Source organism: Delftia acidovorans NBRC 14950 (assembly GCF_001598795.1).
Classification (GTDB): Bacteria; Pseudomonadota; Gammaproteobacteria; order Burkholderiales; family Burkholderiaceae_C; genus Comamonas; species Comamonas acidovorans.
Genome location: NZ_BCZP01000001.1, coordinates 1 through 25,854, shown reverse-complemented (window position 1 = coordinate 25,854; position 25,854 = coordinate 1). Strand labels below are relative to the sequence as shown.

Here is a 25,854-nt window from a genome sequence, read left to right as displayed (position 1 = left end):
ATCCCTAGATTGTTGGATTTCAGATGGGGCCGCTCCACCTGCCTGCAAGTGCTCTTCTGAAGAACACATGCGACCGGGCCGAAGCGAGAACCGAACAATTGATTCTAACTGCCTCTGTCCAACCCTCTTTCAGGCAGGCCGACGCATGCAGCCGCACAGCCCCGAACCCGAATCCCCGGACCCGCGCCACCCCGCAGATGCTGCTATAACGACCCTCCGGGCCGGCGCATGCCAACGCTGCCAGTCCAGCCCTTCAAGCCCATGACCTTCACACGCCGCCACCACGCCGTCACCGCCCTGCACGCCGTCGAGAACTCGCCCACGCTGGCGCGGCTCGCACAGCTCACCCGGGACTCCAGCAATCGCCTGACGGCCATCCTGCCCCTGGTGCCGCCGCTGCTGCGCGCCAGCCTGCAGGCGGGCCCCATCGAGGGCAGCACCTGGTGCCTGCTGGTGCGAAACAATGCGGCAGCCGCCAAGATCCGCCAGTTGCTTCCCGCCATGGCCGCCCACCTGCGCACCAAGGGGTGGGATGTGACCGAGATCCGGCTCAAAGTGCAGGCCTGATCGGCCGCTGAAACAAACGCGGCCGGAAATGAAGAAAGCAATGAAAAAAGGCCTCCGAAGGAGACCTTTTGGTGCCGGTTGTCGGATTCGAACTGACGACCTACCGCTTACAAGGCGGGTGCTCTACCAACTGAGCTAAACCGGCGAAGCACGAATTCTAGCGCAGAAAAAGACTGCTTCAGCCGTTCCTGGCGCTTGCGAGCCCGCTTGCACGCGTGATCACAGGCCCAGGGTACGAAAAACCTACTTCACCAGCTTCAGCGAGGGCCGCGTGCCCGAGGGCGGCGGCGTGCGCGGGGGCTCTTCATCATCACCCTCGCTCTGGATACTCACCAGCTGCACCACGCGTTCGTCGGCAGCTGGCTCGGCCGGCACTTCAGCAACTGCGTCCTGCGACACAGGCTCATCGGATTCCTGCTCGACCGAAACTTCGTTGTCGTTGTCGTTGTCGGCATCCGACTCCGGCGCCGGGAAAGCCATGCCTTGGCCGGTCTCCCGTGCGTAGATGGCCATCACCTGCTCGACAGGCACCATGATTTCGCGTGGCTTGCCGCCAAAGCGGGCCGTGAAGCTGATGAAGTCATTGCCCATCTGCAGGCCGCTGGTGGCGTCGTAGCTGACGTTGAGCACGATCTCGCCGTCGCGCACGAACTCGCGCGGCACCTGCACGTTGCGGTCCACGCGCACTGCGATGTGGGGTGTGAAGCCGTTGTCGGTGCACCACTCGTACAGGGCCCGGATCAGGTAGGGGCGGGTGGAAGTTGCTTCGGGGGCAGTCATGACGATCCCAGGAAAAGAGTGGTCGTAATACGAAAACGGGCAGGATATGGCGATCGGTTGACCGCCTTCCCTGCCCGCGCAATCAGTCGTCAACCGATGCGAATTACTTGCGCATCACCTTCTCGGAAGGCGTCAGCGCTTCGATGTAGGCAGGGCGCGAGAAGATGCGCTCGGCGTACTTGAGCAGCGGGGCGGCGTTCTTGGACACCTCGATGCCGTAGTAGTCCAGGCGCCACAGCAGCGGGGCAATGGCCACGTCCAGCATGGAGAAGTTCTCGCCCAGCATGTACTTGTTCTTGAGGAACACGGGAGCCAGTTGCGTCAGGCGGTCGCGGATGTGAGCGCGCGCCTTTTCGATGGCCTTTTCGTTGCCCTTGACGTTGCGCTCCTCGAGCGTGCTCACGTGCACGAACAGTTCCTTCTCGAAGTTCAGCAGGAACAGGCGCACGCGGGCGCGGTCCACCGGGTCGCCGGGCATCAGTTGGGGATGCGGGAAGCGCTCGTCGATGTACTCGTTGATGATGTTCGATTCGTACAGGATCAGGTCGCGCTCGACCAGGATGGGCACCTGGCCGTACGGGTTCATCACGCTGATGTCTTCAGGCTTGCTGAACAGGTCCACATCGCGGATCTCGAAGTCCATGCCTTTTTCGAACAGGACGAAACGGCAACGGTGTGAAAAGGGGCAGGTCGTTCCCGAATAAAGCACCATCATGGTGGAGGCTCCTAAAAATCAAAAAGAGTGGGTCGCTCGCGGCGCCCACTCTGCACACAGTTCAGCCGCGCAATCGCTTGCACGACCTTCTGCAGTCACGGTTTTATTTGACGTCTTTCCAGAACGCGGCGTTGAGGCGCCATGCAATGAAGATGAAGACCGCCAGGAAAAGCAGCACGCCCACGCCAATGCGGATGCGGCTGTTCTGTGCCGGCTCACCCATCCATTGCAGGTAGTTCACCAGATCGCCAACTGCCTGATCGTACTGCACTGGGCTCATGGAGCCGGGAGAGACCTGCTCCCACCCCTTGAAAACCTGGGTCTTCACGCCGTGCTCTTCGGCTTCTTCGAAGATGGCACGGCGCTCGCCCTGCAGTTGCCACAGTGCATGGGGCATGCCCACGCTGGGGAAGGCCAGGTTGTTCCAGCCCGTGGCCTTGGTGTCATCGCGGTAGAAGGTGCGCAGGAAGGTGTAGAGATAGTCGGCGCCCGTGCCGTTGTGGCCTGCGCGCGAGCGCGCGATCACTGTCAGATCCGGCGGATTGGCTCCGAACCACTCCTTGGCTTCCTTCGGGTTGATGGCCGCCTTCATGGTCTCGCCCACCTTGTCGGTGGTGAACAGCAGGTTGTCCTTGATTTCCTGCTCGGTCAGCCCGATGTCCTGCAGCCGGTTGAAGCGCATGAATGCGGCCGAGTGGCAGCTCAGGCAGTAGTTGACGAACAGCTTGGCGCCGTTTTGCAGCGATGCCGTGTCATTGGTCTTGCCCGGGGCCTTGTCCCAGGCGATGCCGCCTTCGGAAGCCTGTGCACCGGTCATGATGCCCAGGGCCGCGATCAACGTGAGAATCAGTTTCTTCATTGTTGTTCTCTCCAGCTTCAGTGCGGCTTGAACGTCACACGATCGGGAACGGGTTTGGTCTTGCCCAGGCGGCTCCACCAGGGCATCAGCAGGAAGAAGCCGAAGTAGAACAGCGTTCCGACCTGGGACACGCGCTCGCCGATGGGCGAAGGCGGCTGCACACCGAGATAGGCCAGGATCACGAAGTTGATCACGAAGATGCCGTAGAGGTACTTGTGCCAGCTCGGACGATAGCGGATGGACTTGACCGGGCTGCAATCAAGCCAGGGCAGCGCGAACAGGATGATCACGGCGCCACCCATCACCAGCACGCCCCAGAACTTGGCGTCGATGGACAGCATCATGGCGATGACGCCCAGGGCCACGATGGCGACCACGCCCTTGACGGCTGCCGGCAGGCGCGACTTGAGCACGCCAAAGCCCGCACCCAGCAACACGCAGGCGATCAGCACATACATCATCTCGCTGGTGATGGCACGCAGCATCGAGTAGAACGGCGTGAAGTACCAGACCGGCGCAATGTGCGAAGGCGTCTTCAGCGGATCGGCCGGAATGAAGTTGTTGTACTCCAGGAAGTAGCCGCCGAACTCGGGCGCGAAGAACACCACGGCCGAGAACAGGAACAGGAACACCGTCACGCCGAAGATGTCGTGCACCGTGTAGTAGGGATGGAAGGGGATGCCGTCCAGCGGATGGCCCTTGGCGTCCTTGGGCGCGTTGGGGCCCTTGATCTCGATGCCGTCCGGATTGTTGGAGCCCACGTCGTGCAGCGCCAGCAAGTGGGCCACGACCAAGCCCAGCAGCACCAGGGGCACGGCGATCACGTGGAAGCTGAAGAAGCGGTTGAGCGTGGCATCGCCCACCACGTAGTCGCCACGGATCAGCAGCGCCAGGTCCGGGCCGATGAAGGGGATCGCCGAGAACAGGTTCACAATCACCTGGGCGCCCCAGTACGACATCTGGCCCCAGGGCAGCAGGTAGCCCATGAAGGCCTCGGCCATCAGCACCAGGAAGATGGCGCAGCCGAAGATCCAGACCAGTTCACGCGGCTTGCGGTACGAACCGTACAGAAGGCCACGGAACATGTGCAGATAGACGACAACGAAGAAGGCCGACGCGCCCGTGGAGTGCATGTAGCGGATCAGCCAGCCCCAGGGCACATCGCGCATGATGTACTCGACCGAGGCGAACGCCTTCTCGGCGTCCGGCTTGTAGTGCATCACCAGGAAGATGCCGGTGACGATCTGGATCACCAGCACCAGCAGCGCCAGCGAGCCGAAGATGTACCAGAAGTTGAAGTTCTTCGGAGCGTAGTACTCCGACATGTGCACACGGTAGGCGTCGAAAGCCGTTGGAAAACGGTTCTCGAACCAGTTCGTGAGCTTGGCGCCTGCGGGCGCGTTCGGATCGATGTCCTTGAATTCGTGGGCCATTGTTCTTGTCTCCCTCAAGCCTTGTCTTCACCGATGAGGAGCTTGGTCTCCGACAGGTACATGTGCGGTGGCACCTGCAGGTTGTCGGGGGCCGGCTTGTTCTTGAAGACACGGCCAGCCATGTCAAAGGTCGAGCCATGGCAGGGGCACAGGAAGCCGCCCTTCCAGTCATTGGGCAGCGAAGGCTGCGCGCCGGGCTGGAACTTGTCGGAAGGCGAGCAGCCCAGGTGCGTGCAGATGCCGACGACGACCAGCACTTCGGGCTTGATCGAGCGGGCTTCATTCATCGCGTAGGGCGGCGTGAACTCTTCAGGGTGGCGCTTGGACTGGGGATCGGCCAGCTGGCTGTCCAGCTCGGGCAGTTCCTTGATCTGTTCCGGCGTGCGCTTGATGATCCAGACTGGCTTGCCGCGCCACTCGACCGTGAGCTTCTCGCCGTCCTTGAGTGCGGAGATATCGACCTCCACTGCAGCCCCGGCGGCCTTGGCCTTCTCGGATGGCTGGAAGGTGCTCACGAACGGGACGGCTGTCGCCACGCCGCCCACCGCGCCAGCACACGCCGACGTGATGATCCACGTCCGCTTGCTGGAGTCGATTGGAGTGTCACTCATGGGGTTCCTCGAACTACGTCGCTTGAGTTGGGGTCAACAATAAATTGTAGCGGGGCGAGTATGGTTATTCCATACCGACTCCGACATTGACAGGCTCCAAAGCCGCGCAATACTGCGCTATCTCAAACTCTTTCCAGATGGAGCCAGCCATGGGCATGATGCAGGAATTTCGTGAGTTCGCAGTTAAGGGAAACGTGGTAGATCTCGCCGTGGGCGTCATCATCGGCGGAGCGTTTGGCAAAATCGTTGATTCCGTGGTAAACGACCTGATCATGCCGGTCGTTGGCCTGGTTTTCGGCAAGCTGGACTTCTCCAATCTGTTCGTCGTGCTGGGCAGCGTGCCCCCCGGAACAGCGATGACGCTCGATGCCCTCAAGAAGGCCGGCGTCCCCGTATTTGCCTATGGGAACTTCATCACGGTGGCGGTGAATTTCATCATCCTGGCCTTCATCATTTTCATGATGGTCAAGCAGATCAACCGCCTGCGCCGCGAGGCCCCGGCAGCCCCTGCACCGGCCCCCGTCACCCCTGAAGACATCGTGCTGCTGCGCGAGATTCGCGACAGCCTCAAGCGTTGAAATCCGTGTTTTGATGCAAATCAAAACGCCCGTGGCATGGTTGCCACGGGCGTTTTCCATTACTGCAGATTCCCGTTGCTTGGGCTAGCCATTCAAGCCGCCAATTTGCGCGCCATTCGCACGGACTCAATCAGGCTGCTCGCCTCTGCAAGGCCCTGCCCTGCAATATCGAAAGCCGTGCCGTGGTCCGGACTGGTGCGCACCAGCGGCAGCCCCAATGTGACATTCACGCCCTTTTCCACGCCCAGATACTTCACGGGAATCAGTCCCTGGTCGTGGTACATGGCCAGCACCACGTCGAACTCACCGGGGTGGCCGGTAGCATTGCGGGCGCGCATGAACACCGTATCGGGCGCAAAAGGTCCATGGGCGTCCAGGCCCTCGGCGCGCGCCTGGGCGATGGCCGGGGCAATGATCTCGACCTCCTCGCTGCCGAACAGGCCGCCCTCGCCCGCATGCGGGTTCAGCCCTGCCACACCGATCCGCGGCGGGCGACCCAGGCTGCGAGACAGGGCCTCATGCGTGATGCGCAAGGTCTGCAGCAGGTTGTCCTTCGTTACCGCATCGATCGCCTTGCGCAGCGAGGTATGGATGCTGACCAGCACCGTGCGCAGCTCATCGTTGGCCAGCATCATGCGCACCGGCATGCGGTCCAGGCCCACACCCGCATGCTGCGCAGCCTCGAACTGCAGCAGCTCGGTATGACCAGGAAAGTCCACGCCCGCAGCATGCAGCGCCTCCTTGTGCAGAGGCGCCGTCACAAGAGCCGCGATCTCGCCGCGCAAGGCAGCCCGCGCGGCCCAGACCACGCAGCGCGCAGCCGCGTCACCGGCGCTGGCACTCACCTGGCCCCAGGACGCAGGACCGGGCAGCCCGGGCAGCTCCAGCAAAGGGATGCAGTGGCGCGGCACCTGCCACAGTTGCTCAGCCGACTCGATGACGGCCACGGGCAGGGGAATGGCGTTGTCGCCATCGCGCGCACGCGCCGCCACGGCGGCTGCCCGGCGCAGCGTCTGCAACTCGCCGACGACGAAGCAGCCGCGCATGACCTCGGGCACTTCCATGAATGCCTTGGCGATGGTCTCGGGCCCTACGCCTGCAGAGTCGCCCTGGGTGATGGCAATCGCGGCTTGGGGGTGTGTGAAATCAGGCATTTTCGGTATCCGGATCAGGCAAGCCGGTCATTCGCACCGCGCTTGCAGCAAAAGGCCTCGCCCCTTGGGCGGGCCGATAGTAGGCGAACAACGGGCCAATAACAGGCCAGCATCAGGCCGGATTGTCGATCTCGATGAAACGGTGCTCCAGCCCCAGCTCCAATGCCACCTGCCCCGCCAGGGCCGGCGCGCCGTAGCGCTCCGTGGCATGGTGGCCTGCCGCCAGAAAGGCCACGCCCGTTTCCCGGGCCAGGTGCGCCTGCGGCTCGGAAATCTCGCCCGTGATGAAGGCATCGGCCCCAGCGGCAATCGCGGCCTCGAAGAAACCTTGCGCGCCACCCGTGCACCATGCAATGCGGCGCATGGGGCGCTCTCCCCCCACGCAGACAGGAGTGCGCCCCAGCGCCTGCTCCACATGCCTGCCCAGCGCCGCCGCGTCGGCAAACTCCGCCGCGGCCATCCAGCCCAGGTTCTGCTCGCCAAACGTTGCCTGGCCCTCAAGCCCCAGTTGCACGCCCAACTGCGCGTTGTTGCCCCATTGCGGATGGGCATCCAGCGGCAGGTGGTAGGCAAAGAGATTGATGTCGTGGGCCAGCAGCAGGCGGATGCGCTCCTTGAGCCAGCCCGTGATGCGGCCATCCATGCCGCGCCAGAACAAGCCGTGGTGCACGAAGATGGCATCGGCCTGCGCCTCGATGGCCGCCTCGATCAGCGCGCGGCTGGCCGTCACCCCGCTGACGATGCGGCGGATCTCGCCGCGCCCCTCCACCTGCAGGCCGTTGGGACCATAGTCCTTGAAGCGCTCGGGCTGCAGCAAACCGTCGAAGTGGGCCAGGAGTTCTTGTCGCGTGGTGCTCATGAAAGGATTGTCAGCGATCCATGCGGCGCCCAAGAAAAAGGGCAGCCATGCTGCCCTTCATTCCACTGCCCAGCTCAGCCGCGCCTGGGTTGCCAACCATGGCAGGCCAGGGGCCAGAAGCCGATGGCCGCGCCCAGGATGCCCATGGCCGCCACATAGTGCGCAGGCGCCATCACATCCACCTGCTGCCAAACGGACACCAGCATGGGCGTCATGCCGCCGAACACCGCATAGGCCATGTTGTAGGCAAAGGACAGGCCCGTGAAACGCACCTCGGCCGGGAAGGCGCGCACGCCCACCACCGGCAGCAGCGCAATGCTGCCCACGAAAAAGCCCACCAGCGCGTAGCTCCACACCAGCGAGGACGCCGTGCCCGGCAGGTTCAGATAGAACGCATAGGCCGTCACCGTCATGCCCAGCCAGCCCGTGACCATGGCCACACGCGTGCCCATCTTGTCGGACAGCCAGCCCCAGAACACACAGCCCAGCGTCAGCGTCACCGTGGCCACGGCGTTGGCCTTCATGGCCAGGGCCGCGTCGATGTGGAAGACCTTCTGCAGATAGGCCGGCGTGAACAGCACCACCACCACGATGGCCGTGGACAGCACCCAGGTCATCAGCGCCACCAGCACGCAGGCCTGGCGGTGGTCGCGCACGATGGTCTTGAGCGGCAGTTCGCGGTCGGCCTGCTTGCGAGCCATCAGCTCCTGGAAGATGGGTGTCTCGTGCAGGAACTTGCGCAGGTAGACCGATACCAGGCCGAACACGCCGCCCAGGATGAAGGGCATGCGCCAGGCCCAGTCGTGGATCTCCTCGGCGCTGTAGGTGCTGTTGAGCCAGACACCGATGATGGAGCCCAGGAAAATGCCGCCCGTGATGCCCGAAGTCAGCGAGCCGATGGCAAAGCCATAGTGGCGCGCCGGCGCATGCTCGGCCACGAAGACCCAGGCGCCCGGCATCTCGCCACCAATGGCCGCGCCCTGCAGCACGCGCATGGCCAGCAGCAAAATCGGCGCGGCAATGCCGATGGAGGCATAGGTGGGCAGCAGACCGATCACCAGCGTGGGCACGGCCATCAGGAAGATGGACAGCGTGAACATCTTCTTGCGGCCCAGGATGTCGCCAAAGTGCGCAATCAGAATGCCGCCGATGGGCCGGGCCAGGTAGCCCGCCGCAAAAATGCCCAGCGTCTGCAACTGGCGCAGCCAGTCCGGCATCTCGGCCGGGAAGAACAGCTTGCCGATGACATTGGCGAAGAAAACGAAAACGACGAAGTCGTAGAACTCCAGGGTGCCGCCCAGGGCCGACAGGCCCAGGGTCTTGTAGTCCTGTCGGTTGAGAGGACGTGCGGTCGCAACAGCGGGGGCCATGCCCGGCTGCGCTTGGTCAAGCGTAGTCATGGTTTTTTTCCAGGGATCGAACAGCAGGACGGCGCGGTGGATGCCACGGCAACGGATGAGCGTGCAGCGGCAGATCGTTCTGCAAGACTTCGGGATCGGAGGACTTGGCTCTCTCTTGGGGCCGGCTTGTGGGCCGGCGCAACAGCGAACGCGGCGTGGCGCAGTCGTCCGGGGATTCTAGGGTTTGTACTGTAGCTGTGTGGGGAGCGCGGCTTTGGCGCCGTTGGGCGCAGCATCACGGCGGACCGTCTACCCGCTCTGGCGTATGGGTCATGGGAGGGCGGGCTTGCCGGCAGGCGCGCAAACGCTCTTCAACGGTGCAGCGCTTGCATCGCGCCAGCCAGATGGAATTGATCGTTCATAACCCTTGCGGCGTCTGTTGCGGGTCGCAGGCAAGGAGCCTTTGAATCGGCCCTGGATCGGCTTCCTTCACAAGCCCTCCAGACTCTGCCCGTGAAAAGGCATGACGGTCAGACCAATCCTATTTTTGCGGACATGAACAGGCTGCTGCGTGAGCATCTGGTTCGCTGATCACCGCCGCTCGCCGACGCAGGTATTCCCGATGAAGGGTCACGGCTGTCAATTTCACTCTTCAAGAAGTCCAGCCCAGCCGATTCCGGCGGAACGCAAAAGCCATGGCCCGCATATTGCAAAAAAACGACAACCAACAAATACCAAGAATGGGTATGCGGACTGTACTTCATCCATACTCGCGTTCCGGTTGGTTCAACACACAGAGGTCGTGCGGTGAGTGAATTGTTCAAAGTGAAGCGCATAGCCCGTCAAGCTGGCGCTAAATTTCTTTTGCTGCTCGCAATGCTGGCGAGCAGCAGTCAATCTATAGCCCAAAGCCTCACAGAAATCACTGGCCGCATTGAAAGCAATATCACACTGCGCGCCGCACAGTCGCCTTATACATTCCAAGGCGCCGTCGTGCTGGGCAATGACGCAACCATGAGCGTCGAGCCCGGCGTGACGATTCGCATGGCACAGGATGCCAGCTTCACTCTTCAAAAAGGTGCTTTCAACGCTATTGGCACCTCAACCAAACCGATCGTGATTACCTCCGCCGAAAGCACTCCCGCTGCAGGGGATTGGGGGACATGGCGTTTTACGGCTGGCACCAACAATTCGCTGACACGGTTGGTCTATGTACATTTTGAATATGGTGGGGGTATCGCCATCGAGGCTTCGTCTCCACAAATATCCAATACGATCATTCATCATCACAACGCGCCTGCAGTGATAATGGATCTGGAGTCTTCTCCCGTGGGAAACGGCAACTCGGCTTACGGAAATCTTCTGAATGCGATCGTTGTGCCAAATGGCCATATCCGAAATTCAATAACTTGGGGTTTGCTGGGTATTCCCTACCTCGTACAACAGGGCTTTATTCATGTTGGTCAAGAGGCTCTTACCATTAAGCCCACCAGTCTCAAACTCAATCCTGGTACTGAAAGCTCTCTTCAGATATCAATCGATACAGCGGCGCCTTCTGGCGGCATGACTCTGGACGCAGGTAGCAGCAATCCTTCAGTTGCCTCAACAAGCACCAGCATCTTCATTCCAGAGGGGCAACGTAGCGCTGATTTCAAAGTTCAAGCCAACAATCTTGGCATCGCAAAGATCACCGTCAGTCATGTCAGTCTGGGCATTGCGGAGGCTCAGGTTGAAGTGCGAGATATGCCTTTGCTAAGTCTGGCGCCTTCGAGTGCCGTGCTTAATCAAGGCGTTCGCACTGCCATGACTGTGTGTCTGCCGAATCCCGAAGCTCGCGACGTCCCCGTTCAGCTGACAGTGGCAAATCCTTCGGTACTGAATATCTCTGCATCGGTTGTCTTGCAGGCTGGGCAGCAATGTGCCGGTTTTGATGTGACTGGTCTGGCTGCCGGTGCGACCCGTTTGACCGCTCACGCCGAGAACTTCTCCTCTGTACTCGCAACCCTCGTCGTGCGTGGCGAGACGACAGTGTCGGTGCCGACGGACAAGCGCCTTCTGGTTTCTGCGGCACGGGGAGAGAGCTATTTCAGCCAGCTTTCCGGCCAAGTCGTTTCGTCTTCATCCTCATCTGTTGTCTGGATGCTTGCTGCAGGAACACTGCCGGAAGGGCTGACGCTGAATGGGCAAGGCCTCATCAGCGGCGTGAGTACCGCTGCCAATGGGTACTACAAGTTCGCGGTTCAGGCTTTTGATCCCGACAGCAATGTATTGGAGTCATTTGACGTCGAAATGGGGGTTGGTGCAGTCGTACTGCTGATGCATTTTGACGGCGAGAATTTTGGAACCACCTTTTTCGAAGAGACGGGGAAAAATGTATCCAGAAGCGGTACGGTGCTCACGATGGGGGATGTTAAAAAATTAGGCACTGCGAGCGTGCGCTTTAATGGCAGCGGATCGATGTTGCATGTTCCATATTCGGAAGACATGAATCTCTCCAGCTCGGACTTCACCATTGAGTTTTGGCTGTATTTGCGAGCTTGGAGCGGAACGTCACTGTACGGGACGGTGCTTTCCAAAAGAACCAGCGGAGCCGATCATGACTACAGCATCATCAACAACGATGCAGAAATTGGTTTTCAATATGCCAGTCCAACAGCGGGCAACGCATGGTTTAGCATGGGGCTGCATGATGTGGCACAGAATCAATGGGCTCACTTTGCCGTTTCACGCCTAGGCAATCAGCTCTACAGCTACCGTAATGGAGTAGAGATGAATCGATTGACACTTTCACGTGATTTAAACAACTCAGCCCTCATTACGCAGTTTGGCCAAAGTCTTGGGTATGGCGATTCGTACCTCAACGCCAATGTGGATGAATTGCGCATCACGAAGGGAGTGGCTCGCTACATCGGCGGCTTCACCCCTCCCACTCGGGCGTCGGATTTTCCGCGATGAGATTTATCGCTGGCATTTTCCACATACCCGGTCGCTTCAAAACTGGAGTTGAGCGACTTTCCAGCTGTTGATCTAATCTCTCTTTGACGAATTCGCTTAGGGTCAGGTGGCCAAGCAAACCGCGCGGGCGATGATGGTTATAGTCATGCTGTAAGCCTTCAATTTCTCCCGCGCATCCTGCATGGTAATGAGTCCCCGTCTCTTAGATGTACGGTCCCAGGAAGTCATGGTGCAACTGCTCCCAGACACCAGCGGCGTTCCAGTCGCGCAGGCGCCGCCAGCAAGTCATGCCGCTGCCGTACCCAAGGGATTGGGGAAGCTCTTCCCACGGAATGCCTGTTTGCAACACGAACAAGATGCCGTTGAGGGCGGCCTCATCGCTGACTGCGAGTTTGCGCGCACCGCCTTTGGCCGAAGGCACGAAGGCACGAAGGCACGAAGGCACGAAGGCACGAAGGCTGGGATCAGGGGCTGTAGCTGTCGCCACAGTTCTTTGCTCACGCGTCGTCGTGCCATGAGGGCAGCGAACATAACTGCTCTGCGGGGGCCTGTGACGGAGTGGTGTTAGCCACTCTTAATGCCGTAGAGCTTGGCCAAGGACCGATGCGAGCCGGTCGCTAGCTGGAGTTCTGCACGGATACGCGGCGTTGTGCGGGCACTGCCATGCAGGCGGATTGCCATAGTGCTTTCTCCTCTTCCAGCTGAAGAATGTTCCTGGGACCGTACATCTAAGCACGCTCTCCTCCCATAAATCACTGGCCCGAAGAAATCGGCAGGTCACGTTGATACGGATTTTGCGTAAGTCCTAATTTTCCCCTCCACTTCTGTGCTCGAATAGCGCCTCCCCTAAAACGCTACAATAGTCTTTCGAATCATATTTCTCTCTACCATATTCCTTCACCTTATCAAGATAGCTCAATAAACATTTGTTGTAATCTTCTCTCGACTCAGGTTCCTGAAGAACAATAATAAATAGTGGCGCAAACAAGTCCCATTCATTCCGTTTAACAATATTATCAACCAGAGCACTGGCTGCCACAATATTATCTCGTGCAGCAGAAATATTCCCAGAATTATACATTTCCACAGCTTTCGATTCGTAATAAAACGCTCTTCTGATATCCTCTTCAGCAACCCATAATTTACTAGCTTTGATTGAAAAAAATAAGCAAAATACAAACCCACTCAAAAAGACAATTATAAAAACGGAGCCGACTAATAATTTTTTCATTTATTTCCCCCGAAACTTGCCATGCATGAAGCATATTCAGCCTGGCACTCTGCCACCTTTTTCATCTGTTCGAGGTTTGGCCGGCTCCAGCAGGCGGCGTTTATCGGGTCGCATGGCGATGTGCCATGTCACGTCTCGCTTGGCATTAAGCCGTTTGCCAGTACCTTGGTAGCTCACAAGGTCGGTCCATCTAGTCCAGGAACTCCCGGCACCACATTCGCTTGACTGTTTGTCCCAAGCCCAGGCCGTGCTGCTTCATGCTGCGTATCGTCTCAGTGCTTCACGTCGATGCCAATCAGGTAATGAGGTGATTTATGCAGACCTTCCATAGTGGTTCTTACTGTTAAAGATGTCTTCCTCACTATTGAATCTGACTATCCAATCCTTTTTGCAATATGCAATTATTTTTCGCAATATCAATACAAAAGAACTCTTGCTTTATTTATTTCTCTTAATTTCTTGAAAAATGACGAAAATCCATTTGTGTTGAAATATTTAATTAAATCAATTTAACTCGTGACTTATACTTTCCCAACATTTCATTATAAGCTCACGGTATTCTAGGCTAACTCCTTTGCAGCTCTTGAAGTAACTTTCGTCTATTGGATTTTCCATCCTGTATTTAGCCGCAAAACGCAAATCGTTTCTGTATATACCATCCTTGTAATTTAAATAATCTTTATCCATCATAAATTCGTGAGAAAAATTCGCTCTGCAAAACTTAAATAGATATTCTGTAGCCCTTATTTCTCCCAAGCAATCCGGAGTACGCGCATTTTTCAGCGAGAAATTCATTTCTTTTATCGCAGAAAATTTCTCTATGTTTTCGCTTTCTATTTTATGGACGCGATACCCTACCCCGCACCCCAAAGCAAAAACAATCCCAACTGTAAAAAAACTAAGTATTCTTTTCATGCCTATTCCCACAAGAGACCTTATCTTCTGGGCAAGTTCCTCCGCCAGGATTAACTATTCTCATACAATGCAACTTACACTCCGACAGTCCAATTAAAGTTTTCTCATTCAAAGCGCAACAGGCGTAGCATGTTGTGCAATTCCCACCTTCATCAACTGCATCATTAGCGCAACTATCATATCCATCAGCACCATCACATTTCCCAAGTAATCTAAGTATAAGAGGGCATGACTTACTCTTCAATCCACGGTCATCAAAGAAAATGATAGGATTATTTTCTGAATAAATATAAAAATTAATACCGCCAATCAGTTTAATTGTGTCTGATTGCATATATCTGGCAATAAAATTTGAATAATCTCTATTGAGATTATTAACTAATCCAGATTCCATATCAAAATACTGCCCCGGAAACCTCAAATTCATCTCCACCTGACTTTGCGGCAATGCCCCTGTGGTTCCAAACGCATCCGCAACACCATTCCAAATGACCGCTCCCTTTTTGCTGGTCCCCAGCACCGGCGTTCCCAGATGATCCGTGTGCAGATAGTGAACGCTGGTGTTCTGGCTCGTCAACTGCGCTTCACTGACGTCCGCCTGCCAGATGGGGTCTGTATTCCATAGCCCTTGTTCGCTTTTTTTAGGATCGAAGGCATACGCCCTTGTCATCAGCCCTTGCTCGTTGGCCTCGCCCAGCAGTCCCGAGTCGCTGTAGAAAAAGTAGGTTATTTTGTAGTTTTGGCCCTCCCTCACCTCTTTGAAGATGCGTCGTCCTAACGGGTCATAGCGATATTGGGCATCAATGCCGGGGGTGCTTTGGCTTGCCTCCGCGCTGGAGTAGCGGATCAAGCGCTCGGCGGCGTTGTAGTTGTAGGTTCGTTCGCCTTTGTCACTGCTTTCCCTGGCCGTGTGCCCCTGCGGCGTGTACTCCACCTGGGTTTGTATGGGCTGTGCTGCTTTGTCGAAGGGTCTGAGCCGGGGATAGCTGGTGAGCTGGTTGTCCGCGTTGTAGCTCCACTGCCCCACCTGGTGGCCACTGAACACTCGGTTGTGCACGGCGTCGTACTGGTATTGCTCCGTGGGCAGGCCCAGGTCCTTGAGCGGCTGGTCTGGGGCGGCCTTGGTCAGCCGGTCCAGGTTGTCGTAGCCATACTCGGTTTTCCCCAGGTCACTTTCGATTTGGGTGATGTTGCCAGCCTTGTCATATTGGTAGTGGCGGCTGACCAGCAGTTCGGAGGCGGCGTTCTTCACTTCGATGGATAGGGGCCTTTGCAGCGCATCGAGGCTGATGGTCTTGGTCGCACCCGGAGTTTCGATGCGCGTGGCCGTGAGCCATTGGTAGTTTCCGTAGCGGATCTGGCTCTGGTCCGGCAGGGTCACCAGGCTCAGGCGGCCCTTGGCGTAGCTGTATTGGCCTGCGCTGCCATCTGGGTAGCTGTGGCTGGCCAACTGGCCGTCCGCGTTGTAGCTTTGGCCTACCGTGAAGCTGAAGCTGCCCGTGTTATCGACCTTGCCGTAGGTGACCTTGTTCTGGGTGGTTCGGCCTTGCGCGTCCTTGTCGTAGGTGGCGCTGCTGATCAGGTTTTGCTGGCCGTCCTTTTGTTCATAGCCCGAGAGCAGGCTATCAGCGTCGTATTGGTAGCTGATCTGTTGGTCGATTTCCGTGCCTTTGAGCTGGTGCTCTTCTTGCATCATAGGATAGCCAAGTCCAGGTCCACCTACCCTGATCCAGTTCCCCAAGAAGTTCCTCGATAAGGACTATTGGCCCCAACGTGTAACCGTACGAATACCCTTTTGAGCAACCACTCCCTCAGAAATCAAAGCGCTTGTCAATGCACATGATATAGACCACGTAGTCACAACAGTCCAGATCACACAATCCAATCTTCCTCTTTTATTTTCTAGTTGATAAATGAAATTACCAACATTTGAGACATAGTACCGCTGCTGGTTGTAATGAGTCCCGGCCTCCTCATCAAAATACTGCCCCGCGAACCGCAGGTTCATCCGCGTACGGTTGCCGCTGCGCTCCAGCGTGTGCCCAAAGCTCTCGCTCAATGCCTGCATGGATGAACGACCTGCTGCGGCGCTGGACACCTGCGGCGTAGCCTAAATTATTATCTAACTATCTTGCATTATGGCCATCCTGCGCGATGCAGCCTAGTTTTGATGGTAGATTTTCTATCTATATATGAAATACTCAATTATTCCTGCCATCAAGAATAAGTTTGATATTTTTACGAGCTTTTTTTCCAATTTCGTCGCGCCTATTTTTTACATCCAAATAATAAGCAATAGCCTCATCAAACCTCTCTTGATCAAACAACGCATTTCCCAAATTAAAAATAACGGCGGACCTGACTTTTCCCTTCAAACCAATATCAAGAGCTTTTTTTAAAATATTTTCAGCCTTCTTTGGCTCCTTAATTGCATCAAAGCAGTTTCCAATTGCCAGCAAGCATTGAACATCGTCAGAATCATAACCATATGCTTTTCTAAAAGATTTTATAGCATCTTTGTATTTTCCCATTTTAAAATCTGCATCACCAACACAATACCAAGCATGATTCCTATCCCAGGCATACTCCCGTTTGATTCTTCCAGTATCAGGGTCAACCAACATTCCCCTTACCTTGCGCTCCTCCCCATTCAGAAGCATGGAATTCACTTCGTCAAAAGATTTTTCTTTCAAATTTAACCCCTACTTAACAAGGATCTATGGGAGGCGGCGGCTTTATAACACCACAACCACCAACACTTGGATTTTCATTACATATGTCATTAACAATATCCCAAATAAGTAACCCTCCGACGCCTCTCGCTCCGCGCGACCCCTTCACACCAGAGCCTCGCTGTTTTTTTGATTGTCTAGAATGCTCTTCTGCATTTTCATGTCCAACATTACGCTCTCTTTCCCCACTTGGAATTCTATGATCAGGCGGTTTTCTCTTGTTTGGATTATCAGGCTTTACATATTTAGGAGCCAATCCATTATTGTCATAAACATCTAGCGGACTTTGCTCCGCATATACGAACAAATTCAAGCCACCACTCAATCCAAATGGATCACTTTCTATATACCTCCCCAACTTTGGCTGATAGTCACGGTAGTAGTTGTAATGCGTCCCCACCTCTTCATCAAAATACTGTCCAGCAAACCGCAGATTCATCCGCGTTCGGTTTCCGTTGCGCTCAAGGGTTTGACCAAAGCTCTCGCTCAAGGCCTGCCACGTTGAGCGCCCTGTCACGTCGCTGGCGACCTGCGGAGTGCTCAAATGGTCACTGTGCAGATAGTGGTAAATCTTGCTAGTTCCCGTCTGATCGTTGACGTGATCCGCTTGCCACAGGGGCTCCGCACCCCAGTCCGTATCAGGCTGCCAACCATAAGCTTTCACAGTCTTTCCCTGGGCATCTACCTCTGCCAACAGTCCTTCTTTGCTGTACATAAGCCACGTCGTACGCGCTCCCACCGTCTTGCTTATACGCCGCCCGAACGGGTCGTACTGATAGCGCGCGATGAGCTGCCCGTCCTGCTCCACGGCGACCCTGCGATCGGTGGCGTCATAGATATTGGTGGTGACGCTGCCATTGCGCGTGGCGCTCTGGATATGACCTGTGGCGGTGTAGTCATAGCGCTCCAGATCCTTGCCCAGGCCTCGCTGCACCAGCCGATTGCCGCTGCCGTATTGCCATTCGCCGGGTTGGTGCAGGCTGCTGATGCGATTGTGAACGGCGTCGTAGCCGTATTGCTCCTGAGGCAGGCCCAGGTCAGCCAGACCGGCGCTGGGGCGCACCTGCGTCAGGCGGTCCAGCGCGTCGTAAGCGTAATCCACACTGCCGTTGACATCGCTGCCCAGTTGCAGCGTCTTGCGTGTGACGCTGCTGTCAGCGTCGTATTGGTAGCCCAGCGTCAGGAGGTTGGCGTTGGAGGCTCCCTGGACTTGGATGCCCTGGATTCTGTAGAAACCGTCGTAGGCAATGCTCCTGCTGGCGCCCGGGTACTGGACCTTGGTGGGCAGCACCCACTGGTAGTCGGTCCATGTGATCTTGTCGGTGCTGCCGGGTTGGGCGGCCTCCTTGAGATAGCCCTTGTCGTAGCTGAAGACGGCGGCACTGCTGTCAGGGTAGCCCTGGCTGGTTTTGCGGCCATCGGCATCCCAGCCCTGGGCCAGAGTGGCGATGACGCGGTTGGCGCCGTCACCGTAGATCAGTTGCTCCTGGCTGATGCGCCCCAGGGCGTCACGACTGTAGTCGGCCTGGCTGATGAGTTGGCCGCTGCCATCCTTTTGTTCGTAGCCGGCAAGGCGGCCAGCCTTGTCATAACGGTAGGTGATGCTGCTGCTCAAGCCCGGTTGCCCGGCCTGCGCGCTGGTGCGGGTGAGCAGAGTCAACAGGCCATCGCTGTTGTAGGTGTAGCTGCTGACATCTCCTGCCGCGTTGGTTTTCTTGATCAGAAAACCTGCGGCATCGTATGCATAGGTGGTTTTGCCACCTTCCGGGCGCGTTTCCTCGGTCAGTCGGCCCAGCCGGTCGTATTGCCTGGTGTGCACGTTGCCGTTGGCATCGGTGACGCGGGTGATCTGGTGCAACAGGTTGTAGGCCATCTGGGTGGCCTGGCCGTTCGCGTCGATGGACTTGGAGACGCGGCCCAGTGCGTCGTATTCGTAGATGGTGGTCTTGCCGCCCGGGCTGGTGATGGCGGCGGTCTGTCCTGCACTGTCAAGGCTGTAGTGCAGGGTCAGGCTTTCGCCATTACGTGCCTTGCGGATGATGGAGGTGCGACGCCCCCGCTGGTCATACTGGCCCAGCTCGGCAAGGCCGCCTGGGTAATTGATGGCTTGCAGCAGGTTGGCCTGGGGGGTGCCCAGCGCTCCGTATTCATATTGGGAGTTGTCGCCTGCCGGGTTCTTGTAGCTGGCGACGCGGCCCAGGCTGTCATAGCCCAGTTCATGGCGGTTGCCGGTGGGCGTGTTCTGCGAAACGATGTCGCCATAGGCGTTGTACTCATAGCGGTAGATGTAGCCCAGCGCGTTGGTGGCCGTGACCAGGCGGCTTTGGCTGTCATAGGTAGCGACGGTGGCATGGCCCTCGCCATCCATGCTCTGGGTTTCGTTGCCAAGCGCATCGAAGCGCGCCGAGGATGTCAGGCCCGAGGGATAGATGGTCTTGATGCGGTTGCCGTGGCTGTCGTATTCATGGCGTGTGGTGTGGCCCAGCGGGTTGGTGATGCTGGCCATTTGCCCGGTGACGGTATGCGTGTAACTCCACACGCCACCTTCGGCATCCGTGGCCGTTTTGCGATTGCCGTTGCCGTCATAGGCATAAGTGGTGACGCTGGCCTGGGCGCCTGTGCCCAGGGTTTGCCGGACGATTTGCCCCAGCTCGTCGTACTCCCATGCCGTGATGCGCTCCAGCGGAGTACCCTGGGCTTCGATACGCTGTACCGCCCGCCCCTTGCTGTCATGCCGCCAGGCGGTGACGGTACCCAGTTCATTGGTATGGCTGGTGGTTTCGCCATGCACGGGATCGTAGGTGTAGCTTTCCTCGCTGCCATCAGGGTGGCGAATCCTCAGCGGGCGCCGGTTGTAGTCCCAATAGGTGGTGCGGGTGTTGCCGCGCTCGTCCACCAGCCTGTCCGTGTAGTTGCCATCCCAGCTTCTTTGCCGAATGGGTTTGTCGTTGAGGCTGCGGCTCGACTCCAGGCCGTCCTTGTCATAGTGAACAACCAGACGATTGCCGCGTGGATCCGTCAGCGTGGCAATGAATTTTCGTGATTCCCTGAGGTACTGCACCGAACCCGTTGTGGTGCCCCGGCGGTCACTGAAACTGCCGACACGCCCGCCTCCCCAGTTGGTCTGCAGTTTCTGCGTGGTGCCACTGGTTCCCGTGGGATCCAGGGTGATGCCCAGGTTGCCCAGCGTGAACTGGGCAGCGGGTGCTGGCGCACTGGCGCTGTACTGGGCCGTGACCTTGCCCCCCAGCGGGTCCGTGCGGCTGGTGAGTTGGCCGTTGCCGTCATAGGTGTATGTCCAGCGGTTGCCCCTCGCATCCAGGACTTCGGTCAGGCGCCTGGCGCTCCCCGATCCCGCCCAGGTATAGCGAACGGTACTGCCTGCACGGTCTTCGATGCTGGTGACAAGGCCATCGGCCAAGGTGAGCTTGAAAGCGACCTGCCCATGGTGGTCAAGGATGCGGATGCTGGACGTGCTGTCGTAGCTGAACCGGACCTGGATGCCGTTGAAATCCGCATAGCCCTGAATGCGCCCCTGCGCGTCATAGTCGATGGTGTTGCCACGGCGGTCATACCACTGCCAGCCATCCTGGCCATTGCGGCTGACCTGCCGGATGAAGGTGGGCGCATCCACTCGGTCCTTGGCGATGAACAGGCCCGACTGGCCGCTTCTTTCATACAGCGTGCCTGCGCGCTGGATGGTCTTGGCCTCCCTGCCCAGGGGATCCAGCTCGAAGTCCAGCGGCGCCCATGCGGGGTTGAGCCACCAGCGCCCGAGCGTCCAGGTGCGGGCAATGTCGATGCTTCCGCCCAGTACCTTGACCTGCAGATCGGTGTTGACCTCCCGGTATTCACCGTTGGGCCACTTGATGTACGGATACTCGCTTGCCTGTGCCTGCAGGACTGCCAGGCTCAGCAGGGCCAACGCCCAGGCAAAGATTCGCCCGAAAGTCCAGGACAAGGCCCGCCGCGCTGCGGCGCGCTTGTCTGGATATTGGGCCAGATCAATCAAATGTTTCAGTGCCTTAGTCATTTTTTGCGCTTCCCTTTGGACCGCTGATGGGTCCCCTCTCCAATCCCCTGCGCAGCGTCTTGATGGCTGCGCCCTTGGACCGGCCTGCCGGATGACAGGCCGGCCTATCTCAACTCCCACACGAGGGAGGGCCGTCCGCCCCGGGTCCGTCGTCTCCCGGCGCATTGGGTCCATCTCCTCCTGGCCCGTCTCCTCCTGGCCCGTCTCCTCCTGGCCCGGCGCCGCCAGGACCTTCGCCACCAGGCCCGTTACCACCGGCCCCACCGCCCCCCGCGCCGCCACCGCTGCCACTCGATCCACTGCCGCCCGAGCCACTGCCACCGCCGAATCCGCCGCCATGGCCACCCAGCAAGGGGCCGCCGCCCATCCCACCGCCTTGGCCGCCAGCACCTGAACTGCCTCCACTGCCACCCCGCCCTCCTCCAGGGCCACCGCCTTCAGAGCTACAGCCACCCCCAAGGCACCAGGGCGTGCAGCCCTGCGTCAAGCCGATGGGTGTTCCGCCACCACCAGTACCGCCACTGCCCCAGCCACCAATGCCACCGCCCACGCCGTGGCCTCCGGTCCCGCCAATCCCTCCGATGCCGGTGTTCCCGCACGCGCCACCAACGAGCCGGTTGAACGTGGCCGAGAGCGAGCGCGATTCCTCTTCTCCATTCGCACAGATCCACGCCAACTCCACCATGGCCCACATGGCATAGGCAGCGCAGCTGCCCGCATTGCGCGCATTCACCACGATGCTCTGCACGGCACCCATCTCCGCCGAACGTGCCTGCCTGAAGCCCATGCTGCGCGGGTGCAGCTTGACGGCCGTGATGCGGTAGGGAATGACCACGCGCTGCTTGGCGGCCAGGGTCTTGGGGATGTCCGCCAGGAATTCGTAGCGGTAGTACTCGTCGGACTGCGGCGGCGTGAAGACGACCTTGTCGGCCTGGATCAGGCCGTAGTTGGTCAGCGTCAGCTCGCCCGTGAATTCCTCGCCCACCTGCAGCTCGGGCAGGCTGATGGACAGGGGCTCCAGCAGCACCACGGGGGCCGGTACCTGGGTCTGGAAGGTGGCTTCCAGGGTGATCTGGTACTCGTCCTTGATGGTGGTTTCCGTCACGCTGAAGTCGATGCTGATGGTCTGGTACTGCAGGTGCACGCGCTCCGAGGTGGTGACGCCCGGGCGCACGAAGATGCGGCCCGACCTGTCGGCATGGCGCGGGCCGCTGGCGCGGTAGGTGTAGGTGCCGGGCGGCAGGTCGGTGAGCACGGCCTTGCCCTGCGCGTCCGTGGTGAGGGTACGCATATAGGTGAGCACGGCATCGTTTTGCAGGCGTATGCGCACGTTGGCCACGCCCGGTATGGGCTTGCCGCCCGCGTCCAGCGTTTCCGTGAACAGGTCGGTGGCATGGAAGCTCAGCCCGCCCTGCCCGCTTTGCGTGACGGCCACCGAGACGGGTATGGTGCCCGTGCCCTGGTTGCTGGCCGTGATCTGCAGTCGGTAGTTGTAGATGCCGTCGGCCACGTCCTTGCCCGGGCTGGCCGTGACCTGGATGGGCACCTGGGCGCCCACGTCCACGGCGCCGATGTGGCTGGCGCTGGACAGGAAGATCCAGGAAGGCGCGGCCTTGCCATCCTTGTCCACCAGTTGGACCTTCACGTCCTGGGCGGCCACCAGGCCACGGTTGCCGATGGTGATGCTCTCGGTGACCGTCTTTTCCTGCTGTACCCCGGTTTCTATGTAGGTGGGGTTGGCAAACAGCTCGGGCAAGGCCTGCACCAGCCGGTAGTGGATGGTGAAGCTGCCCCGGGGCGTGTCCCCTGTCTCGCTGGCGTAGGCCGTGAGCACGACGGTGCCCGTCTCCCCGGCCGATGCACTGCCCGTGAAGCGGATGACCATGGGCACCGAGGCGCCTGCGGCCACATTGACCGGCGCCCCCGGCTCCACGCTGATGCCCGGCGGCAGGCTGCCGCTGGGTTGCTGTGCCGGAACCACGGCCCAGCGCACGCCGGTGGCGCCCGTGCCCGCGCTGGCACGCGCGTTGACCGTGATGCTGGCGGCAAAGCCGCGCGGCGCGGTGAGCTGGTAGCTGGCCAGGTCGAAGCTCAGCCGGTTGATGGTGAAGCGCCCCTGCTCTGTGGTGAGGGTTTCTTCCGGGTGGATGACGGAGACGATGTAGGTGCCGTTGTCATTGGCCGTGGGCACGAATTCGTAGCGGTACTGGCCGCTGTCGTCGGTGGCGATGCCTATGCGCCGCTTGAAGCCCGAGATGTCCAGCACCATGCGCAATGCTGCGTTGGGCATGGGCTGCCCGCTGGCGCGTGACACGGCGGCACCGGCTATGACGACGCGTTGCGCGCCGTACGAGACCGCCGGGCTGACGGAGCTGACCGTGCCCGTGTAGGGCGTCTTGGGCTGCTCAGGCTCGGGCGGCTTGTTGTTGACGGTGACGGCGCGCGTGGCTTCACCAGTCTTGCCTGCCTTGCTGGTGGCCACGGCCCTGAGCGTGAGGGCACCGTTGGCCACGCCCGACGTGTCCCATTGCAAGCTGAACGGAGCCTGCGTGGCTGAGCCGATCAGGCTGCCATTGGCGAAGAAATCGACCTTGGCAATACCGTCCGGTGCCGAGGCGGCGACACCTACGGCCGTGCTGCCGACCACGGTGGCATCCTGGCCCGGCATGGTGAAGTTCACCGTCGGAGCCGCGATGGCATAGGTCACGGCAACCGCCGCGCTCCTGGGGCTGGTGCCGCGCGCATTGCTGGCCGTCGCTTCGATGCGGTGCGCGCCTTCGGCTGGCAGGGTCAGGCTGCCGGAGAAGCTGCCATTGGCTGGCACGGCCATCGGGCTGCCCACGGCCTGGCCGCCCAGATACAGCTGCACCTGCGAGCCCGCCATGGCCGTGCCGGAGACGGCCAGTTGCGGCGTGGACACCTGTGCGTTGTTGACGGGCTGCGCAATGACCGGGGCAGGTGGTGCGCTGAGACTGAGCGTGAACGGTATGTCCAGCACGGCCGCAATGCCGTCCGAGTCGGTGGCGGTGATGCTGAACCGATGCGCGCCATTGGGTAGTTGTGCAAAGTCGATGAACTGGCTGTGGTTGAAAGGGCTGGTGTTGCCACCGCTGCGCTCGAAGATCTGCAGGCCGTTGATGGTGGCCTTGACGTTGGCAATGCCGATGGGGCTTTGCGCGGACACGGCCAATTCGCCTGCGGCGGAAATGGTCGCATCGGGCACAAGCGCCGCGCCTGCCAAAGTGGCGGTGATGACCGGACCTTGACCACCCTTTTTCTGCACCTGCACGGGGCGCGTTGCCGTGTTGCTCAGGCCTATGCCATTGGTGGCCCTGGCCTGCAGGGTGTAGTTGCCGTTGCGCACGGCAGCCAGCGCCCAGGTGGTCTGGAAAGGTGCTTCGGTCAGCAGGGCCAGGCGCTGACCATCCACCAGGATCTCCACCTGCTGCACGCCTTCAGGGTCGGTCACGTTGATGGCGATGGTCGTGTCCTGCTCCAGCACGGCACCAGCGGCTGGCTGGGCGAACTGCACCAAAGGACCTTCAGGTGCGTAGGCAATGGGTTGTGGCAGCGAGAACTGGTTGATGCCACCCTGTGCCGTGCGGAACTGCACATGGATCATCTTGTCCCCCGCCCCCAGGGATAGCGTGTAGCTTGCCAGCATGGGGTGGCCCGTCATGCTCTGCCATGCAGCACTGTCGAACTGATCGCTTTCCTGCAGGCGGAACTGCGCGGCCTGCGGGCAGTCAAGGCGCAGCTCCACGGCACGCACGCGCGTGGCATAGCCTTGCGTGGGAACGATGGTGCAGGCCAGTACGGGCTCGGCCGTCAGGTAGGAGCCATAGTCCACGCCCGTGCTGACCGCATTGCCCTGCCCTGCCGGATTGCCCACGGCATCTCGCGGACCACTGGCGTGGCCCCACCAGTTGCCCTGGGCCTGGACGATGCTGGCCGGGCTGGTGTTGCGTATGCCGAACTGGCTGTTGCCCGAGATATCTGATTCACCAACGGCCGGCGTGGCGCCCTGCTCTGCCAGCAATCCCACGCCGTTGCCAGCGATGCGCGAACGCATGATGCGGGGACTGCCGCTGCCGACCACCCGGATTCCCACGGCGTTGTCCGTGAACTGCAGCCGTTCGAAGCCGTAGCCTGCACCCGCCAGTACCAGAGCGGCACCACCTGCCATGTGGCCGGACAAGCCGTCCGTGCCTCCGGCATAGCGAACGGCCAGGCCGTCCAGCTTCAGGCTGGCGGGAGCGGCTTCAGGCGCCACCAGCACACCCAGCCAGTCGCCGGCCTGCGGCGCCCGGGACTGTGGCCCCTGCGCCTGCACCGGACCCAGCTGCGAGTCATCGTGGCTGCTGGTCAGCACCACGGAAGATCCCGTATGCAGGCCGCTGCGCACGCTGATGCCTGCGCCCTGGCCGAACTTGACGATCACGCCATCGGCAATGGTCAGTTGCGCCGTGTCGGCGGCAATGGCCGTGCTCATGCCCAATGCGATGGCCAGGGCCGCAACGGAACGACGCCGAAGCGCCGACAGCGGTTTGTGCCATGCGGCCACGGAAAGCGTAAAGCGTGCGCACTGGAAAAATGGGGAGCGTTGCATGCTCATCTCTTTCTTATGGGTTCACCGTGATCGGGCCGCTGGTCGCCGGCGTGAAGCCGGGGGAGCTGGCCGTGATCTGGGTGGTTCCGGGAGCGACCGCAGTGAAGGTGGCGTAGCCCGAGTTGCCCGAGTTGGCATTCCAGGTGACGCTGTCGGTGATCGTGCCTACGGAGGGGACGGAGCTGGTGAAGGTGATGGTCAGGGGAGCTGACGGGTATTGGTTCGTTGACCAGTAGGCCCCGGGGACTTCAGCAGAGACAGAGATATAGGCCGCCCTCTGCCCCTCTGCCAAAGAGGCAGGAGCGGACTGAAGGCGCAGCGTCGGCGCCACGGTTTCCGCGTTGAGATAGACGGGATCCATGCCTGCAGCAGAAGCTTCGATCTGGGTTGAGCCAGCATCCAAGCCGCTCACGCTGATGTACGCATAGCTTTGCCCCGCAGGAATCGTCACCGTCGCAGGCGTCTCGCATATCTGCGCTGCCA

General features: G+C 59.5%; 19 protein-coding genes, 1 tRNA gene and 3 pseudogenes. 3 read left to right on the top strand and 20 right to left on the bottom strand.

The annotated features are described in order from the left end of the window. The first annotated feature begins 261 nt into the window (after positions 1-261). Positions 262-567, top strand: coding sequence for a hypothetical protein (locus tag DA1_RS00080; RefSeq protein WP_034396930.1), 306 nt, complete (start codon positions 262-264; stop codon positions 565-567). A 69-nt stretch (positions 568-636) separates the two neighbouring features. Here DA1_RS00080 and DA1_RS00075 read toward each other — a convergent pair. The 6 genes from DA1_RS00075 to petA all read right to left on the bottom strand — a co-directional run bounded on the left by DA1_RS00075 (position 637) and on the right by petA (position 4,965). Further along, positions 637-712, bottom strand: a tRNA-Thr gene (locus DA1_RS00075). A 98-nt stretch (positions 713-810) separates the two neighbouring features. Next, positions 811-1,347: a ClpXP protease specificity-enhancing factor gene (locus tag DA1_RS00070; protein WP_034396932.1), complete on the bottom strand. Its 537-nt coding sequence runs from the start codon at positions 1,345-1,347 to the stop codon at positions 811-813. A 103-nt stretch (positions 1,348-1,450) separates the two neighbouring features. Beyond that, positions 1,451-2,062: a glutathione S-transferase N-terminal domain-containing protein gene (locus DA1_RS00065; RefSeq protein WP_012207298.1), complete on the bottom strand. Its 612-nt coding sequence runs from the start codon at positions 2,060-2,062 to the stop codon at positions 1,451-1,453. Between the two features lie 103 nt (positions 2,063-2,165). Further along, the gene (locus DA1_RS00060; RefSeq protein ID WP_012207299.1) at positions 2,166-2,921 is read right to left on the bottom strand and encodes a cytochrome c1; all 756 of its coding nucleotides are present in this window, start codon (positions 2,919-2,921) and stop codon (positions 2,166-2,168) included. A 17-nt stretch (positions 2,922-2,938) separates the two neighbouring features. Beyond that, positions 2,939-4,354 (bottom strand): cytochrome b, encoded by a 1,416-nt coding sequence (locus DA1_RS00055; RefSeq protein WP_013800811.1) that lies wholly within the window; start codon positions 4,352-4,354, stop codon positions 2,939-2,941. A gap of 14 nt (positions 4,355-4,368) precedes the next feature. Continuing rightward, the gene (gene petA, locus DA1_RS00050) at positions 4,369-4,965 is read right to left on the bottom strand and encodes a ubiquinol-cytochrome c reductase iron-sulfur subunit (RefSeq protein WP_012207301.1); all 597 of its coding nucleotides are present in this window, start codon (positions 4,963-4,965) and stop codon (positions 4,369-4,371) included. Positions 4,966-5,114: 149 nt separating this feature from the next. Here petA and mscL point away from each other — a divergent pair, with 149 nt between their 5' ends. After that, the gene (gene mscL / locus DA1_RS00045; protein WP_012207302.1) at positions 5,115-5,543 is read left to right on the top strand and encodes a large conductance mechanosensitive channel protein MscL; all 429 of its coding nucleotides are present in this window, start codon (positions 5,115-5,117) and stop codon (positions 5,541-5,543) included. A 92-nt stretch (positions 5,544-5,635) separates the two neighbouring features. Here the strand turns inward: mscL and pdxA are convergent, their stop codons facing one another. The 3 genes from pdxA to DA1_RS00030 form a co-directional block, all read right to left on the bottom strand. Next, positions 5,636-6,697, bottom strand: a complete 1,062-nt coding sequence (gene pdxA / locus DA1_RS00040; protein ID WP_034396934.1) for a 4-hydroxythreonine-4-phosphate dehydrogenase PdxA — start codon at positions 6,695-6,697, stop codon at positions 5,636-5,638. 112 nt (positions 6,698-6,809) lie between these two features. Further along, positions 6,810-7,556 (bottom strand): Nif3-like dinuclear metal center hexameric protein, encoded by a 747-nt coding sequence (locus DA1_RS00035; protein WP_034398939.1) that lies wholly within the window; start codon positions 7,554-7,556, stop codon positions 6,810-6,812. 74 nt (positions 7,557-7,630) lie between these two features. Further along, a complete protein-coding gene (locus DA1_RS00030) occupies positions 7,631-8,956 on the bottom strand; it encodes an MFS transporter (protein ID WP_034396936.1) in 1,326 nt (441 codons plus the stop codon). Between the two features lie 747 nt (positions 8,957-9,703). On the opposite strand from DA1_RS00030, the gene DA1_RS29415 reads away from it, so the two are divergent. Next, positions 9,704-11,851: a LamG-like jellyroll fold domain-containing protein gene (locus DA1_RS29415; protein WP_155294320.1), complete on the top strand. Its 2,148-nt coding sequence runs from the start codon at positions 9,704-9,706 to the stop codon at positions 11,849-11,851. Between the two features lie 229 nt (positions 11,852-12,080). Here DA1_RS29415 and DA1_RS30990 read toward each other — a convergent pair. The 11 genes and pseudogenes from DA1_RS30990 to DA1_RS30855 form a co-directional block, all read right to left on the bottom strand. After that, a pseudogene (locus DA1_RS30990) lies at positions 12,081-12,367 on the bottom strand (transposase); the annotation flags it as partial. 60 nt (positions 12,368-12,427) lie between these two features. Continuing rightward, positions 12,428-12,532: pseudogene (locus DA1_RS31205) on the bottom strand (integrase core domain-containing protein); the annotation flags it as partial. A 124-nt stretch (positions 12,533-12,656) separates the two neighbouring features. Continuing rightward, positions 12,657-13,082, bottom strand: coding sequence for a hypothetical protein (locus DA1_RS30180; protein ID WP_141835109.1), 426 nt, complete (start codon positions 13,080-13,082; stop codon positions 12,657-12,659). A gap of 72 nt (positions 13,083-13,154) precedes the next feature. After that, positions 13,155-13,253: pseudogene (locus DA1_RS31105) on the bottom strand (IS5/IS1182 family transposase); the annotation flags it as partial. A gap of 333 nt (positions 13,254-13,586) precedes the next feature. Further along, on the bottom strand, positions 13,587-13,997 hold the full coding sequence (locus DA1_RS30175; RefSeq protein WP_141835112.1) for a hypothetical protein: 411 nt from the start codon (positions 13,995-13,997) through the stop codon (positions 13,587-13,589). Beyond that, a complete protein-coding gene (locus DA1_RS00020) occupies positions 13,981-15,690 on the bottom strand; it encodes an RHS repeat domain-containing protein (RefSeq protein ID WP_162269869.1) in 1,710 nt (569 codons plus the stop codon). Before DA1_RS00020 ends, DA1_RS30175 begins: the two co-directional genes overlap by 17 nt. 66 nt (positions 15,691-15,756) lie before the next feature. Further along, positions 15,757-16,065: an RHS repeat-associated core domain-containing protein gene (locus DA1_RS31510; protein ID WP_080736960.1), complete on the bottom strand. Its 309-nt coding sequence runs from the start codon at positions 16,063-16,065 to the stop codon at positions 15,757-15,759. A 133-nt stretch (positions 16,066-16,198) separates the two neighbouring features. Next, a complete protein-coding gene (locus DA1_RS29405) occupies positions 16,199-16,690 on the bottom strand; it encodes a tetratricopeptide repeat protein (protein WP_155294322.1) in 492 nt (163 codons plus the stop codon). Positions 16,691-16,703: 13 nt separating this feature from the next. After that, the gene (locus DA1_RS00015) at positions 16,704-20,762 is read right to left on the bottom strand and encodes an RHS repeat-associated core domain-containing protein (protein ID WP_162269868.1); all 4,059 of its coding nucleotides are present in this window, start codon (positions 20,760-20,762) and stop codon (positions 16,704-16,706) included. Between the two features lie 109 nt (positions 20,763-20,871). After that, positions 20,872-25,371, bottom strand: a complete 4,500-nt coding sequence (locus DA1_RS30170) for an Ig-like domain-containing protein (protein WP_155294324.1) — start codon at positions 25,369-25,371, stop codon at positions 20,872-20,874. A gap of 13 nt (positions 25,372-25,384) precedes the next feature. After that, positions 25,385-25,854, bottom strand: a 470-nt coding sequence (locus DA1_RS30855; RefSeq protein WP_162269867.1) for a carboxypeptidase-like regulatory domain-containing protein, incomplete at its 5' end; no start/stop codon positions are given.